At 68.4% G+C, this 13340-nt stretch carries 14 protein-coding genes; 3 read left to right on the top strand and 11 right to left on the bottom strand.

Translation table 11 applies throughout. From position 1 onward, the window contains the following. Nucleotides 1-346: 346 nt before the first annotated feature. Together ACVKN3_RS09485 and dinB are read right to left on the bottom strand one after the other, a co-directional pair. A complete protein-coding gene (locus ACVKN3_RS09485) occupies nucleotides 347-676 on the bottom strand; it encodes a PilZ domain-containing protein (RefSeq protein ID WP_285402041.1) in 330 nt (109 codons plus the stop codon). A gap of 155 nt (nucleotides 677-831) precedes the next feature. Then, nucleotides 832-2019 carry a DNA polymerase IV gene (dinB, locus tag ACVKN3_RS09490; protein ID WP_354514942.1) on the bottom strand — a complete coding sequence of 396 codons (1188 nt, stop codon included), beginning with the start codon at nucleotides 2017-2019 and terminating at the stop codon, nucleotides 832-834. Between the two features lie 392 nt (nucleotides 2020-2411). Here dinB and ACVKN3_RS09495 point away from each other — a divergent pair, with 392 nt between their 5' ends. Genes ACVKN3_RS09495 through ACVKN3_RS09505 form a run of 3 tightly spaced genes read left to right on the top strand, consistent with a single transcriptional unit; the run spans nucleotide 2412 to nucleotide 5757 of the window. Beyond that, nucleotides 2412-3218, top strand: coding sequence for a segregation and condensation protein A (locus ACVKN3_RS09495; protein WP_285402144.1), 807 nt, complete (start codon nucleotides 2412-2414; stop codon nucleotides 3216-3218). A 23-nt stretch (nucleotides 3219-3241) separates the two neighbouring features. Further along, complete coding sequence (gene scpB, locus ACVKN3_RS09500) at nucleotides 3242-4093, top strand: SMC-Scp complex subunit ScpB (protein ID WP_285402038.1); 852 nt, start codon at nucleotides 3242-3244, stop codon at nucleotides 4091-4093. Further along, entirely contained in the window at nucleotides 4090-5757 is a 1668-nt protein-coding gene (locus ACVKN3_RS09505; RefSeq protein WP_354514944.1) for a pseudouridine synthase, read from the top strand. The genes scpB and ACVKN3_RS09505 overlap by 4 nt, the downstream gene beginning before the upstream one ends. Before the next feature lie 144 nt (nucleotides 5758-5901). On the opposite strand, the gene hisIE is transcribed toward ACVKN3_RS09505, so the two are convergent. Genes hisIE through ACVKN3_RS09550 form a run of 9 tightly spaced genes read right to left on the bottom strand, consistent with a single transcriptional unit; the run spans nucleotide 5902 to nucleotide 13273 of the window. Beyond that, nucleotides 5902-6507 (bottom strand): bifunctional phosphoribosyl-AMP cyclohydrolase/phosphoribosyl-ATP diphosphatase HisIE, encoded by a 606-nt coding sequence (gene hisIE / locus ACVKN3_RS09510; protein ID WP_456991637.1) that lies wholly within the window; start codon nucleotides 6505-6507, stop codon nucleotides 5902-5904. Nucleotides 6508-6542: 35 nt separating this feature from the next. Further along, the gene (hisF, locus tag ACVKN3_RS09515; protein ID WP_354514948.1) at nucleotides 6543-7313 is read right to left on the bottom strand and encodes an imidazole glycerol phosphate synthase subunit HisF; all 771 of its coding nucleotides are present in this window, start codon (nucleotides 7311-7313) and stop codon (nucleotides 6543-6545) included. Then, nucleotides 7307-8059, bottom strand: a complete 753-nt coding sequence (gene hisA / locus ACVKN3_RS09520) for a 1-(5-phosphoribosyl)-5-[(5-phosphoribosylamino)methylideneamino]imidazole-4-carboxamide isomerase (RefSeq protein ID WP_354514950.1) — start codon at nucleotides 8057-8059, stop codon at nucleotides 7307-7309. The genes hisF and hisA overlap by 7 nt, the downstream gene beginning before the upstream one ends. Beyond that, nucleotides 8056-8646, bottom strand: coding sequence for an imidazole glycerol phosphate synthase subunit HisH (hisH, locus tag ACVKN3_RS09525; RefSeq protein ID WP_354514952.1), 591 nt, complete (start codon nucleotides 8644-8646; stop codon nucleotides 8056-8058). Before hisH ends, hisA begins: the two co-directional genes overlap by 4 nt. Then, on the bottom strand, nucleotides 8646-9710 hold the full coding sequence (hisB, locus tag ACVKN3_RS09530; RefSeq protein ID WP_285402029.1) for a bifunctional histidinol-phosphatase/imidazoleglycerol-phosphate dehydratase HisB: 1065 nt from the start codon (nucleotides 9708-9710) through the stop codon (nucleotides 8646-8648). The genes hisH and hisB overlap by 1 nt, the downstream gene beginning before the upstream one ends. After that, a complete protein-coding gene (hisC, locus tag ACVKN3_RS09535) occupies nucleotides 9707-10765 on the bottom strand; it encodes a histidinol-phosphate transaminase (RefSeq protein WP_354514954.1) in 1059 nt (352 codons plus the stop codon). Before hisC ends, hisB begins: the two co-directional genes overlap by 4 nt. Then, entirely contained in the window at nucleotides 10762-12069 is a 1308-nt protein-coding gene (gene hisD / locus ACVKN3_RS09540; protein ID WP_354514956.1) for a histidinol dehydrogenase, read from the bottom strand. The genes hisC and hisD overlap by 4 nt, the downstream gene beginning before the upstream one ends. Further along, nucleotides 12066-12959, bottom strand: coding sequence for an ATP phosphoribosyltransferase (gene hisG / locus ACVKN3_RS09545; RefSeq protein WP_285402023.1), 894 nt, complete (start codon nucleotides 12957-12959; stop codon nucleotides 12066-12068). Before hisG ends, hisD begins: the two co-directional genes overlap by 4 nt. Then, nucleotides 12956-13273 carry a YerC/YecD family TrpR-related protein gene (locus ACVKN3_RS09550; protein ID WP_036140576.1) on the bottom strand — a complete coding sequence of 106 codons (318 nt, stop codon included), beginning with the start codon at nucleotides 13271-13273 and terminating at the stop codon, nucleotides 12956-12958. Before ACVKN3_RS09550 ends, hisG begins: the two co-directional genes overlap by 4 nt. Nucleotides 13274-13340 lie beyond the last annotated feature (67 nt).

A 13340-nucleotide genomic window follows, 5' to 3' on the forward strand; every position in this document is an offset into this window, starting at 1 on the left:
GGCTCCTACACGTGCTCAAGGCACCGCGCACAATCGGCCTGCCACACTCCGCTCTCGACTTCGAATCTACCCCATCGAAAAGACACAAGCGCACGCACGTGCGCGAACCCTAAACATCGCTATGGCCAATGAGGCGGTGCACGGCATCCGTGCGAGCGTTTCCGGGCGTCGGAAGAAATGATGGTGCGCCAGAAGAGCGAAGGCCGGGTTCACGGAAGCGCTCGCCTGTTTGGGGCGGAGGGCTTCATTCGCGTCGGTGGAGGCTGAGGGGTCGCGCACATCGTGCGCTCCTACACCTCTGTTTTGGCGGGCGCGTGCGTTTCGAGGGGGGGGGGCTTGTGACGTATTACGAGTCCTGCCAGGCCTCGAGGGTATCGGCATAGCCACCCAGCAGTTCCCATAGCGCGGCTTGCTTGTCTTCGGGAATCAGGGTGTATTCCAGGCCGATCTGGCGGGCGGACACGCGCGCGACGCTGGCTTCCATGTGGATGTGCAGGTCGTGGCCGAAGATCATGTCCAGGACCCAGGTCTGGCCGGGCTCGCCGCGCCAGCCGAGCGGGCGGCGCAGCAAGGCGCCCGTGGCGGAGATATCCACGAGGTCGGTGGGGTGCGCTTCGCCGCCACGGCTCATCAGCACGGCACTGTGCACTTTCATGCGCGCGTGGCGGTAACGCATTCCTTCCTTGTCAGACGACATCTGCCTTTGGGTCCATACCGGTTCAACGTTCGTGCTTGTGGCGATTTGCATGGTCACACCTCGACCGACTTACCTTTCGTGTCACAAACGGACACATTAGCGCAGTCGGAGGTTCCGCTCCTTAACGTAAGCGTTCATTCGCTGCCACGCGTTTTAAGCACACCCGCACGTACCAGCGCCCCGGCGCCGAAGCGCCCGTTGATCAGATCCTGCACGCCATCGGACGGTTTTTTCGTTGCGGGCGCCGCGAACATGTCCTGCTGCTCGTCGCCGCGCCGCGCGTCAAAACCCGAAAGCGTCACCCCCAGCAGCCGCAATCGCGGTCGCGGATGCTGGTTCCACCAGACATGAAGCAAGCGACGTGCCACTTCGAAGATATCGGGCGTAGCGTTGCCGGGAACGGGCAACTGGGCCTGGCGGCTATGGGTCAGGAAGGGTGGTTCGCGGAGCTTGACCGATACCGTACGCGCCTCCACGGCACGGCTGCGTGCACGCGCGCCGACCCGCTCGCACTGGCGCAGCAGCCAGGCCTCGGCGATGCCCAGGTCCTCCACGTCGTACTCGAAGGTCCACTCCGCGCCGATCGACACCTCAGGCGCGTCGGTAACCACCGGGCGGCGATCCTCGCCCCGGCAAAGCTGGCGCAGCTGGGCGGCATGGCGCTCCCCCACGGCCTTGTTCAGGCGCCAGGCATCCGCGTGCACCAGGTCGCCGATGGTGCGGATGCCGACCCGCTGCAAGGCCTCCTCGGCCACCTTGCCGACCGTCCACATGCGCCCGATGGGGAGCGGATCGAGATAACCACGCACCTGGTCCGGCGGGATAACCAGGAACCCGTCGGGCTTGGACAGCTCGCTGGCCAGCTTGGCCAGCAGCTTGTTGTGGGCCATGCCCACCGAAGCATTGAGGCCGGTGCGGGCCCGGATCGCCTCCTTGACCCGGCGCCCGATCGCCTCGATGGAGGCGAAAAGCCTCAGGCTGGCGGTCACGTCGAGGAAGGCCTCGTCCAGCGACAGGCCCTCGATCATCGGGGTGACCTCGGCGAACACCCCGAACACGATCCGGGATATCTCCGTGTAGCGCGCATGGCGCGGGTAGATGTAGATCCCATGCGGGCAGCGGCGGCGCGCCTCGGCCGTGGCCATGGCCGAGCGCACGCCGTAGGTACGCGCCTGGTAGTTGGCCGTGGATACCACGCCGCGCCGCCCGAGACCGGCCACGATGACCGGCTTGCCCACGAGGCTGGGGTCGTCCAGCTCCTCGACGGACGCGTAGAAGGCGTCCATGTCGACGTGGATGATCGCGCGGTCGGCGGGTTGCATTCGCCCATTGTGCCAAAACCGCGGAGTGCCCGGCGCATGGCCCCGCTGGACTTGCGCGGACACAGGCGATACCCTGTGTCCATTCGGGTGAACTTATTCGGGCGTCATGCCCTCCCCGGTCCGTCTTCTGGACCGGCAGCAGACAGCTTCCGACGATTCTTCACAGGCGGTGACCCTCCTGGGGTGTCCAGCGGCAAGGCCTTTCGCTCGTCGGCGACGATGCGTGGCATGCCGGACGAGGCGGCGGTATGGCCGCCGGACGGCATCGATTGTTGCGTTCCCGGTCGCACTCGCGACCCTTCTGACGTGTGCCGATGACTAACGAGACAATCGACGTCCAGGTGGTCGAAAACATGCCGGGTGCCTTCGCGGGCATTCCGCAGCAACAGGAAATGCCCCTTGCGCTGGTGCGCGGGCAACCCGTGCTGCACATGCCCCAGGACCTGTACATCCCACCGGACGCGCTCGAGGTCATCCTCGAATCGTTCGAAGGTCCGCTGGACCTGCTGCTTTACCTGATCCGCCGGCAGAACCTGGACATCCTCGACATCCCCGTCGCCGAAATCACCCGGCAGTACATGGATTACATCGAGATGATGCGCGAGGTGATGCGCCTGGAGCTGGCGGCGGAATACCTGCTGATGGCCGCCATCCTCGCGGAGATCAAATCCCGGCTGCTGCTGCCGAGACCTCCGGCGGAAGAAGGCCTGGAAGACGATCCCCGTGCCGAACTGGTACGGCGGTTGCAGGAGTACGAACGCTTCAAGAGGGCCGCGGCGGATATCGACGAGCTGCCCCGGCTGGAACGCGACACGGCGGTGGTCCACGCCTTCGTCGGCGAGCACACCGTGGTCCGGGTGCCGCCGCCGCTGGACCTGAAGGAGATGCTGCTGGCGCTCAAGGACGTGCTGGGACGCGCCGACCTGTTCACGCACCATGCGATCCAGCGCGAGCCGCTCAGCGTCCGCCAGCGCATGGGCGACCTGCTCGGCACGCTGAGCGAAGGTGGCGGTTTCCGCCGGTTCGAAACGCTGTTCGACGTCAGCGAAGGCCGGCTCGGCGTGGTGGTCACCTTCCTGGCCATGCTCGAGCTCGCCAAGGAAATGCTCATCGAGATCGTTCAGGAGGAGGCCCTCGGGCCGATCTACCTGAAGACGAAGGTACAGACGGAGGCCGCGCGCGAAGAAGCGCTCGCCTGACCCAAGCAAGCACCCGAAGGCCTATGCAACCCGAACAACTCAAACCCATCGTGGAAGCGGCGCTACTCGCGTCGACCCAGCCGATGACGGTCGCGCAGTTGAAGGCGATCTTCGCCGAAGAGGATGAAGTCACCGACGACGACCTGGTCGTCGCCCTGGCCTCCCTGACGCACGATACCGACGGTCGCGGTGTGGAACTGAAGGAAGTCGCCACCGGCTGGCGCTACCAGGTCCGCCGTGATGTGCATCCCTGGGTCTCGCGGATGTGGGCCGAAAAGCCCAGCCGCTACTCGCGCGCCCTGCTCGAGACCCTGGCGCTGATCGCCTACCGCCAGCCCATCACCCGTCCGGAGATCGAACAGATCCGTGGCGTGGTGGTGTCCTCGAATATCATCAAGACCCTGGAAGAACGCGAGTGGATCCGTGTCGTCGGCCACCGCGACGTACCCGGCAAGCCCGCCCTGTTCGGCACCACCCGGCTGTTCCTCGATTACTTCAACCTGAAATCGCTGGACGCCCTGCCCCCGCTTTCCGAGATCCGCGACCTGGAGGAGCTCAACCCGCAGCTTCGCCTGGGCGACGCGGACGGCGTTCCCGCCAAGGCGTCCCTGCCGACCGATCTTCCGGTCGACGTGGACGACGAAGACCCGACGCCCGCCCCACCTGCCGATGATGTCGAGGCCGAGGCCCCGACGATCGAAGACACCGCCACGGAGACCGCGCCCGACGAGGGCGACGACATCGACGTGGCGAACCACCTGCCTGCCGGCGACGATGACGTCGCCGCGGCTTCCCCCACTGCCGACGAGGCAGAGAACCCCGAAGGCGACGTCGTCGACGACGCCCGCAAAGATACCGAGGAGTCACGCGCATGAATGCGCCGCAACGTTCCGTACTCAGTTTGAAGCGCGGTGAGAACCGCACCGAAGAAGGCCCGCAGCTCGAAGAGCGCCTGCACAAGGTCCTGGCCAACGCCGGCCTCGGCTCCCGCCGCATGCTCGAGCAGCGCATCCAGGCCGGTGAGGTCGAGGTCAACGGCACCGTCGCCACCATCGGCGCCAGCGTGCATGCCGGCGATCGCGTGACGATCGACGGCAAGCAGTTCGTCGTCGCCACCGACAACCGCAACGACGCCGAAGTGCTGGTCTACCACAAGCCGGAAGGCGTGGTGACCACGCGCGACGACACCGAAGGTCGCCCCACCGTGTTCGAACAGCTGCCGCGCCTGAAGGGTGCGCGCTGGGTGGCCGTGGGTCGCCTGGACATCAACACGACCGGCCTGCTGCTGCTCACCACGGATGGCGAACTGGCCAACGCGCTGATGCATCCCAAGAGCGGGCTCGAGCGCGAATACCTCTGCCGCGTGCATGGCGAAGTGCCCGACGAGACCATCGAGCGCCTGAAGGCCGGCGTCGAACTCGAAGACGGCCCCGCCCGCTTCGACGAGATCGCCACGATCAGCCGCGGTGGCAGCCATAGCTGGTTCCGCGTGACCATCCGCGAAGGCCGCAATCGCGAAGTCCGCCGCCTGTGGGATTTCGCCGGCTTCCTCGTCAGCCGCTTGAAGCGCATCCGCTATGGCACCGTCGAGCTGCCGCGCGCGCTGCGCCGCGGCGACTGCGAATCGCTGGACGAAACCGCCATCAAGGAACTGCGCGAGCGGTCCGGCCTGGGCGCTCCCGCGCCGGTGCTGACGCTGAGCGCCGTGGTGCACCAGCGCCGCGCGCCGCGCCATGTCACCGAATACAAGCCGAACGCCGGTGGCGCCAGCGCCTGGAGCTCGGGCCGTCACGACGAAGCCCGTGAGCTGACCGCGTTCGATCGCCTGCGCGACGACAACCCGCGCGGCGGCCGTGGTGGTCGTGCGGGCGGCGGCGGCGCTGGCGGCCGTGGCGGTCAGGGCGGCGCCCCGCGTCGCGAGGTCAACGGCAACGTGGCGCGTCCGGAACGCGGTGGCAATGCCGCCGGCGGCGCGCAGCGCAAGCGTCGTGTCGCACCGGGCCAGGAACTGCCGGGCGTGCGCACCTGGTTCGCGGGCGACTCGCGTACCGGCGGCGGCAATGCAGGCAATGCAACGGGCAACGGCGCGGGCAACCGTGGTCCGCGTCCGGCCGGCCGCAGCGGTGGCAACACCGGTAACGCGGGCGCTGGTGGCGGCTACGGCAATACCGGCAGCGGTGGCGGGTATGGCAACCGCGCTGCAGGCAGCGGTGGCAACCGCGCCGCCGGTCCGGGCGGCAATCGTGCTGCGGGCCCGGGTGGCAATCGTGCCGCCGGTCCGGCACGCGACGGCAACCGTGCCGCCCCGGGTGGCGGCGGTGGCGCGCGCTTCGAAGGCGGCGGCAATCGCGGCGGTCGTCCCGGTGGCGGTGGCAACGCCGGTAACCGTGCAGGCGGCGGTGGCGGTGGCAATCGCGCCGGTGGCGGTCCGCGTGCGGGCGGCGGTGGCGGCGGCAACCGTGGCCCGCGTCCGGGCGGCGGCGGCGGTGGCAATCGCGGCGGCGGTGCCGGTGGCGGCAACCGCAGCGGTAACCGGTAACCAACGAAACCGGCGTCTACGAACGAACCTGTGTAGGAGCGCACGATGTGCGCGAAAAGCCAACGAAGCGGCGATGAGGCACCCTCCATAACGGAGGCACCCCCATCGCGCACATCGTGCGCTCCTACACGGTCGTGGTGACGGTCAGCGGTGGCGGGCGGCCAGCCTGGCGGCTACCGCATCGAAGCCGATGCCCCGGGCACGCAGCACCACCATCAGGTGGAAGACCAGATCGGCGGCTTCGCCGATCAATGCGTCGTCATCTTCGGCGACCGCCGCGAGGGCCGTCTCGACGCCCTCCTCGCCCACTTTCTGCGCCATCCGGCGGATGCCGCCTTCGAACAGCGTCGTCGTGTAGCTGCCTTCCGGCCGCTCCGCGTGGCGTGAGGCGACCAGGGCATCCAGTTCGCCGAGAAACCCCAGCGACGGCGCCACATCGTTACCGAAGCAGCTGGTCGTGCCGGTGTGACAGGTCGGACCGGCCGGGATCGCCTGCACCAACAAGGTGTCGGCGTCGCAATCGATCCGGAGATCGACCAGCGTCAACGTGTCGCCGGAGGTTTCGCCCTTGGTCCACAGGCGCTGCTTGCTGCGGCTGAAGAACGTGACCAGGCCGAGCTCGCGTGTCTTCGCCAGCGCGGCTTCGTCCATGTAGCCCAGCATCAATACCTCGCCCGTGCGCGCATGCTGCACGATGGCCGGCAGCAAACCGTTGCCCTTGGCGAAATCGGGTGTCGTCATCTCGCTCATCGTCCCACCTCGACACTTATCGTCTGACGCGACGCTCATAGTCTTACCTCGATGCCCTGCGCACGCAGTTCGCGTTTCAGGGCGGGAATGCCGATGTCGCCACTGTGGAACACGCTGGCGGCCAGCGCCGCGTCCACGTCCGCCACACGGAACACCTCGGTGAAATGTGCTGGCGTACCGGCACCGCCGGACGCGACCAGCGGCACGCGGCTGAGGGCACGCGCGGCGCTGAGCTGTTCGATGTCGTAACCACGGCGCACGCCATCGGTGCCCATACAGTTGAGCACGATCTCACCCGCACCCAGCGCCTGCACTTCATCGATCCACTCCAGCGTGCGCTTGCGCAGCGCCTTCGTGCGCGACGGATCGCCGGTGTACTGGCGCACGCGCCATTCGCCATCGTCGTCGCGCAGGCTATCGACGCCTACCACCACGCACTGCACGCCGAACGCATCGGCAATCTCGGCGACGAGAGCCGGGCGCTCCAGCGCAGGCGAGTTGATCGAGATCTTGTCGGCACCTGCGTGCAATACCTCGCGCGCATCGTCGACGCTGCGGATGCCACCGGCGACGCAGAACGGGATGTCGATCTCGCGCGCCACGCGCTCGACCCAGTCGCGATCGACACGGCGACCCTCGGGACTGGCCGTGATGTCGTAGAACACCAGTTCGTCGGCGCCTTCGTCGCGGTAGCGCAAGGCCAGCTCGACGATCTCGCCGACCACCACGTGGTCGCGAAAGCGCACGCCCTTCACCACCTGGCCGTCGCGCACGTCCAGGCATGGAACGATGCGGCGGCTCAGCATGACGCGCTCGCCTTGTCGGCCACGGCGAAGGCGTCGGGAAGCGCGAAGGCGCCCTCGAGCAACGCGCGACCGAGGATCACCCCGGCTACGCCCTGCAACGCCAGCGTGGCGATATCGTCCAGCGAGCGCACGCCGCCGGACGCCTGCACGTCGAGGCCCGGCGCCAGCGTGGCCAGGTGACGATAGAGGGCGAGGTTCGGACCGGTCATGGTGCCGTCGCGGTCGATGTCGGTGCAGAGCAGATGACGCGCGCCTGCCGTCTGGTACCACGGCACCAGGTCGTCCAGGGTGCGCTCTTCGTCGGCGGTCCAGCCCGCGCTGGGCAGTTTCCAGAGACCGTCACGGAAACGCGTGTCGAGGGCGAGCACGATGCGATCGGCACCGTAGCGACCGATCCACGCGGCCACGGTCTCCGGGTCGCGCATCGCCACGCTGCCGACCACCACGCGCTGCACGCCGGCGTCCAGCAGGCGACGCACACCGTCCTCATCGCGCACGCCGCCGCCGGCCTGCACTTTCAATCGTCCGCTGGAAGCAATGCCCGCGAGTGTGGGAAGGTTTTCGAAGCGACCGGTACGCGCACCGTCGAGGTCGACGACGTGCAGCCAACCGGCCCCCTCGTCGGCATACCGTGCAGCCAGCGCCTCGGGTTCGAACGCGAAGGTGGTCTGCTGCGCGTAATCGCCTTTGTACAGGCGCACGACCTTGCCTTCGCGCAGGTCGATCGCGGGAATGGGTAACGTCATAGCGAGAGAAAATTCCGCAGGAGTTGAGCGCCGACACCCGCCGAACGCTCGGGGTGGAACTGCATGCCCATGAAGTTGCCGGACGCGACGACGGCGGAGAACGGCAGGCCGTGCTCGCTGGACGCCAGCGTGTAGTCACCCGTGGGGACAGCGTAGCTGTGGACGAAATAAGCGGCGTCGCCTTCGCGCAGGCCATCGGTGAGGCGGTGGCCGCGGGTCGCGCGCAGGGTGTTCCACCCCATGTGCGGCACGCGCAGGCCCGGCTGCTCGTCGAAGCGCCGCACCGTGGCCGGGATTACGCCCAGGCATTCGGTATCGCCCTCTTCCGAACGCGCGCACAGCAACTGCATGCCGAGGCAGACGCCGAGCACCGGCTGGGTCAGGCCGCGCATCACCTCGACCAGACCGGCCTCGCGCAACCTGCGCATGCCGGGCGCGGCGGCACCCACACCGGGCAGGATCACATGCGTGGCGGCGCGAATGCGGTCGGCGTCCGAGGTCAGCGTCGCGTCCGTGCCCAGGCGCTGCAGCGCGTAACGCACCGAGCCGATATTCGTGCCGCCCGCATCGACCAGGACCACGCGCATCACAGGCTTCCTTTCGTGCTGGGCAGTTCCGACCCCTCGCGGCGGATGGCCTGGCGCAGTGTACGGGCGACGACCTTGAAGCAGCCTTCGACCATGTGGTGCGCATTGTCGCCGTGCACCGTGAGGTGCAGGTTGGCGCCCAGCGTCTCGCACAGCGAACGGAAGAAATGCGGCACCAGTTCGGTCGGTATGTCGCCGACACGCTCACGCGGGAACTGGCCGTCGAAGACGAAATACGGACGACCCGAAAGATCCAGTTCCGCACGCGCCGCGCTCTCGTCCATCGGCAACGCGAAACCGTAGCGGCCGATGCCACGCTTGTCGCCGAGCGCCTGTTTCAGGGCCTGGCCCAGCGCCAGCGCGGAGTCCTCGATGGTGTGGTGCTCGTCGATGTGCGTATCGCCGTCGCAGCGCAGTTGCAGGGCGAAGCCGCCATGCTTGCCGATCTGCTCGAGCATGTGGTCGAAGAAGCCCAGGCCGGTGTGCACGACGGGATCGGCGACGCGGTCGAGATCGACGGCGACGGTGATGGACGTCTCCTTCGTCTTGCGTACCACCTCGGCGGTGCGCGGGGCATCGAGCAAGGCATGGACCAGTTCGGCCCAGGTGATGCCTTCCGGCCCGACGCGGAAGCCACGCACCCCCATGTTTGCGGCAAAGGCCAGGTCGGTCTCGCGGTCGCCGACCATGGCCGACTGCGCCCGGCTCCAGCCGTCGTCGGCGAGCCAGTGGCGCGCGAGGCCGACGCCCGGCTTGCGCGTGTCGCAGTGCTCGTGCGGAAAGCTGCGGTCGATCAGCTGTTCGCGGAAGGTGATGCCCTGCGAGGCGAGGATACGCAGCAGCAAGGCATGCGGGCCGTCGAAGGTTTCCTGCGGGAACGACGGCGTGCCCAGGCCATCCTGGTTGGTGACCATGACCAGCTCGTAGCCGGCGGCCACGCAACGCTGCAACGCGGCGATCACGCCCGGCAGCAATGCCAGCTTCTCGTAGCTGTCGATCTGCTGGTCGGCCGGCTCCTCGATCAGGCAGCCGTCGCGGTCGACGAAAAGGATCTTGCGGCTCATGCCCCTGCCCTCAGCACCGCGAGCACGCGGTCGTTCTCGTTGCCCGTGCCTACCGTGATACGCAAGGCATCGCCCAGGCCGGGATACTTCGTGATGTCACGCACCACCACGCCGGCGGCGAGCAGGCGGCGATAGGTGCCGGCCGCATCGTCGAAACGGACGGCCAGGAAATTGGCGTGCGAAGGCAGCACCGCGCGAACGCCCGGCTGCTTCGCCAGCTCGACCACCATGCGCGCGCGCTCGTTGAGCACCTCGTGCACGTGATGCCGCTGCAGGCGGCGGCCTTCGTAGGACACCGCACCCAGCGCGGCGTCCACGCACGGCGACGGCAGCGGGTACGGCGGGATGATCCGGCGCAGCAGCGCGATCACCTCTTCCCGCGCGACCAGCGTACCGATGCGTGCACCAGCCAGCGACCAGGCCTTGGACAGCGTACGCAGGACGGCGACATGGTCGTACGCGTCGATCAGGCCCACCGCGCTTCGCGTGCCGCTGAATTCGAGATACGCCTCGTCGACCACGAGCACCGCCCTGCCCTGCAACGCGCGCGCGATGCGCTCGATGGTGGGCAGATCCACCAGGTTGCCGGTGGGGTTGTTCGGTGAGCACACGTAGACGAGCTTCGTGGCGTCGGTGACGGCGGCGAGCAGCGTGTCGGCATCCAGCGCGCCATCGACCGGCAAGGGCGATTCGATGACGGTCGCCCCCTGGATACGCGCGCACACGGCATACATGCCGAACGTGGGCGGCGACACCAGGACGGCGTCCTGCCCGGCGCGGCAGAACGCGCGGGTGAGCAGGTCGATGGCTTCGTCGCTGCCGCGGGTCACCAGCACGCGCTCGCTCACGCTGCCATACAACTCGGCCAGCGTGTCGACGAGGCCGCGCGGCTGCGGATCGGGATAGCGGTTGAGGCCTTCGCCGCCGGGGATGTTCGGCGAACGCGAGGATTCGTTGGCGTTGAGCAGCACCGTACCGCCCTGCGCTTCCATGCGTGCGCTGGAGTAAGGCGCGAGGGCGCGGATATCCGCGCGGGCAAGATCGAGCACGCTCATGCGGCGGCCTCCATGGCGGCGAGGCGCAGGGTGACCGCACGGCGGTGTGCTTCCAGTTGCTCGGCTTCCGCCAGCGTCGCCGCGCACGGACCGATGGCACGCAGGCCCTCGGCGGTGGCTTCCTGCACGGTCACCTGCTTCTGGAAGCTGGCCACCGACACGCCGCTGTAGCTGCGCGCGTAGCCATAGGTCGGCAGGACATGGTTGCTGCCGCTGCAATAGTCGCCCAGGGATTCGGGCGTCCATTCGCCGAGGAATACCGAGCCGGCCGATTCCACATCGGCGAGCAACGCGCGCGGGTCGGCCGTCTGGATGATGAGATGCTCCGGCGCGTAGCGGTTGCTGACCTCGATCGCCTCGGCCAGGTCGGCAACGAGGACGAGTCGGCTCTCCGACAACGCCACGGCGGCGACCTCGGCACGCGGCAGTTCGCGGCGCTGGCGCTCCACTTCCACTTCGACCCGATCGAGCAGGTCGGCCGACGGGCTGACCAGCAGCACCTGGGAATCCGGCCCGTGCTCGGCCTGCGAGAGCAGGTCGGCGGCGATGAAAGACGGATTGGCCTCGGCGTCGGCGACCACCAGCACTTCCGACGGACCGGCCGGCATGTCGATGGCGGCGCCGGCGGGATCGCCGGCCACCTGCAGCTTGGCTTCGGTAACCCAGGCGTTGCCTGGCCCGAACAGCTTGTCGCAACGCGGCACCGAGGCGGTGCCGTAGGCCATCGCGGCGATCGCCTGCGCGCCGCCCAGCTTGAACACACGATGCACGCCCGTCGCACGCGCCGCGAACAGCACCGCATCGTCGCAGCGTCCGTTCGCCTGCACCGGAGTACACAGCACCACCTCGCGGCAACCGGCGATGGCCGCGGGCACGCCCAGCATGATCGCCGTGGAGGGCAGCGGTGCACCACCGGCCGGCACGTACAGACCCACGCGACGGATGGGCCGGAGCACGCGCTCCACGCGGACACCCGGTGCGGTATCGACCGCGACCTCGGTAGGCGCGGCGGCGCGATGGAAGCGCTCGACACGGCCGGCCGCCTCGCGCACGGCGGCTTTCAGCGCCGGTGCAAGGCGCGCCTCGGCGGCGTCGAATTCCGCGTCGGTGACCGCGAGGTCGTCGAGGGAGGTGCCGTCGTAGCGCGCGGTGAGTTCGCGCAGGGCCACGTCGCCCCGTACACGGACGTCGGCCACGATGGCTTCCACGCCCTGGCGCAGGTCGGCGGCGCGCGATTGCATGGGACGCGCCAGCGCGGCGTTGCGCGCGGTGTCGTCGAGGGAGGTCCAGTCGATCCGTTTCATGCCAGCATCTTCTCCACCGGCAGCACCAGCATGTCGCGGGCACCGGCGCGTTTCATGTCTTCCAGCTGGCGCCAGCTCACCGAGCCGGCGCACAGCGCCTGCAACACCACCTGGTCGGGTGCGCCGTCCACCGGGGTCAAGGTCGGCACCGGCGTACCGGGCAGCAGCCGGGTGATCTCCGCCAGCGCCGCGCGCGGCGCCTGCATCAGGATCAGGCGCGAGTCGCGCACCTGGATCACACCGTCCAGGCGGCGCAGCAGCAGTTCGGCGATCTCGCCGCGTTCGTCCAGCGGCAGTTCCGCATGGCCGGCCAGCACGGCTTCGCTCTCGATCACCACGGCCACTTCGCGCAGCTGGTTGGCGACCAGCGTGGCGCCGCTGGAGACCAGGTCGCAGATGGCGTCGGCGGTACCCAGGCGCGGCGCGATTTCCACCGAGCCGTTGAGCATGAACACGGTGGCGTCGATGCCATGCGTGCGCAGCCATTCGCCGGTGAGACCGGGGTACGACGTGGCGATGCGCTGCCCGGCGAGCTGCGCGGGACTCTCGTAGGTATCGTCCTGGGGCACGGCGATGGACAGCCGGCAGTGGCCGAAGCCCAGCGAGCGCAGTTCGTCGATGCCGGTGCCGGCCGCCGGGTTGGACAGCTGGAACTCGCGCAGCACGTTGCGACCGACGATGCCCAGGTCGCACACGCCCTCGGCGATGAGGCCGGGGATGTCATCGTCACGGACCAGCAGCAAGTCCACCGGCTCGCCCTCGCCGAAGCAGAACAACTTGTCGCGGCTCTGGCGGAACTTGAGCCCGCAGCGGGCTAGCAGGTCCTGGGCGGGCTCCGTGAGCCGCCCCGATTTCTGCATGGCGATGCGCAGTCGATCACGCGGCTTCATGCGGCACTCCCGGCGTTGCGGCGGGCGGCGGCGGCCATGTAGCCGCCATTGCCCTGGTTGAGGTAACGGGCGACGCGCCCGATGGTGGTGATGCTGACCGCCGTGCGCTCGTGGATCTCGCGGTACGACCGCCCTTCCAGCAGGAACGGCACCACGCGCCAGCGATCGACCATCACCTCGATCTCGGCCGGGGTGCAGAGGTCGTGCAGGAAGGCCCGCATCTCCTCGACCGTGGCCAGGCCGGCCAGGGCCTCGCACAAGCTGGCCTCGGCGGAGTCCGCGGGTGTCTCGGGATCGAGGTGGCGTCGCTTCATAATGTACTAATGCGTTAATACGATAACGCATACTAACTTGGGCAACCGAATCGTGGCAAGCGGCGAC

Source organism: Luteibacter sp. PvP120 (assembly GCF_054055715.1).

Bases quoted from the DNA above. Each gene is read 5' to 3' on its own strand.
- ACVKN3_RS09485 (WP_285402041.1), bottom strand. From the start codon at position 676: ATGCGTTACCGCCACGCGCGCATGAAAGTGCACAGTGCCGTGCTGATG.
- dinB (WP_354514942.1), bottom strand. From the start codon at position 2,019: ATGCAACCCGCCGACCGCGCGATCATCCACGTCGACATGGACGCCTTC.
- ACVKN3_RS09495 (WP_285402144.1), top strand. From the start codon at position 2,412: ATGCCCCTTGCGCTGGTGCGCGGGCAACCCGTGCTGCACATGCCCCAG.
- scpB (WP_285402038.1), top strand. From the start codon at position 3,242: ATGCAACCCGAACAACTCAAACCCATCGTGGAAGCGGCGCTACTCGCG.
- ACVKN3_RS09505 (WP_354514944.1), top strand. From the start codon at position 4,090: ATGAATGCGCCGCAACGTTCCGTACTCAGTTTGAAGCGCGGTGAGAAC.
- hisIE (WP_456991637.1), bottom strand. From the start codon at position 6,507: ATGAGCGAGATGACGACACCCGATTTCGCCAAGGGCAACGGTTTGCTG.
- hisF (WP_354514948.1), bottom strand. From the start codon at position 7,313: ATGCTGAGCCGCCGCATCGTTCCATGCCTGGACGTGCGCGACGGCCAG.
- hisA (WP_354514950.1), bottom strand. From the start codon at position 8,059: ATGACGTTACCCATTCCCGCGATCGACCTGCGCGAAGGCAAGGTCGTG.
- hisH (WP_354514952.1), bottom strand. From the start codon at position 8,646: ATGCGCGTGGTCCTGGTCGATGCGGGCGGCACGAATATCGGCTCGGTG.
- hisB (WP_285402029.1), bottom strand. From the start codon at position 9,710: ATGAGCCGCAAGATCCTTTTCGTCGACCGCGACGGCTGCCTGATCGAG.
- hisC (WP_354514954.1), bottom strand. From the start codon at position 10,765: ATGAGCGTGCTCGATCTTGCCCGCGCGGATATCCGCGCCCTCGCGCCT.
- hisD (WP_354514956.1), bottom strand. From the start codon at position 12,069: ATGAAACGGATCGACTGGACCTCCCTCGACGACACCGCGCGCAACGCC.
- hisG (WP_285402023.1), bottom strand. From the start codon at position 12,959: ATGAAGCCGCGTGATCGACTGCGCATCGCCATGCAGAAATCGGGGCGG.
- ACVKN3_RS09550 (WP_036140576.1), bottom strand. From the start codon at position 13,273: ATGAAGCGACGCCACCTCGATCCCGAGACACCCGCGGACTCCGCCGAG.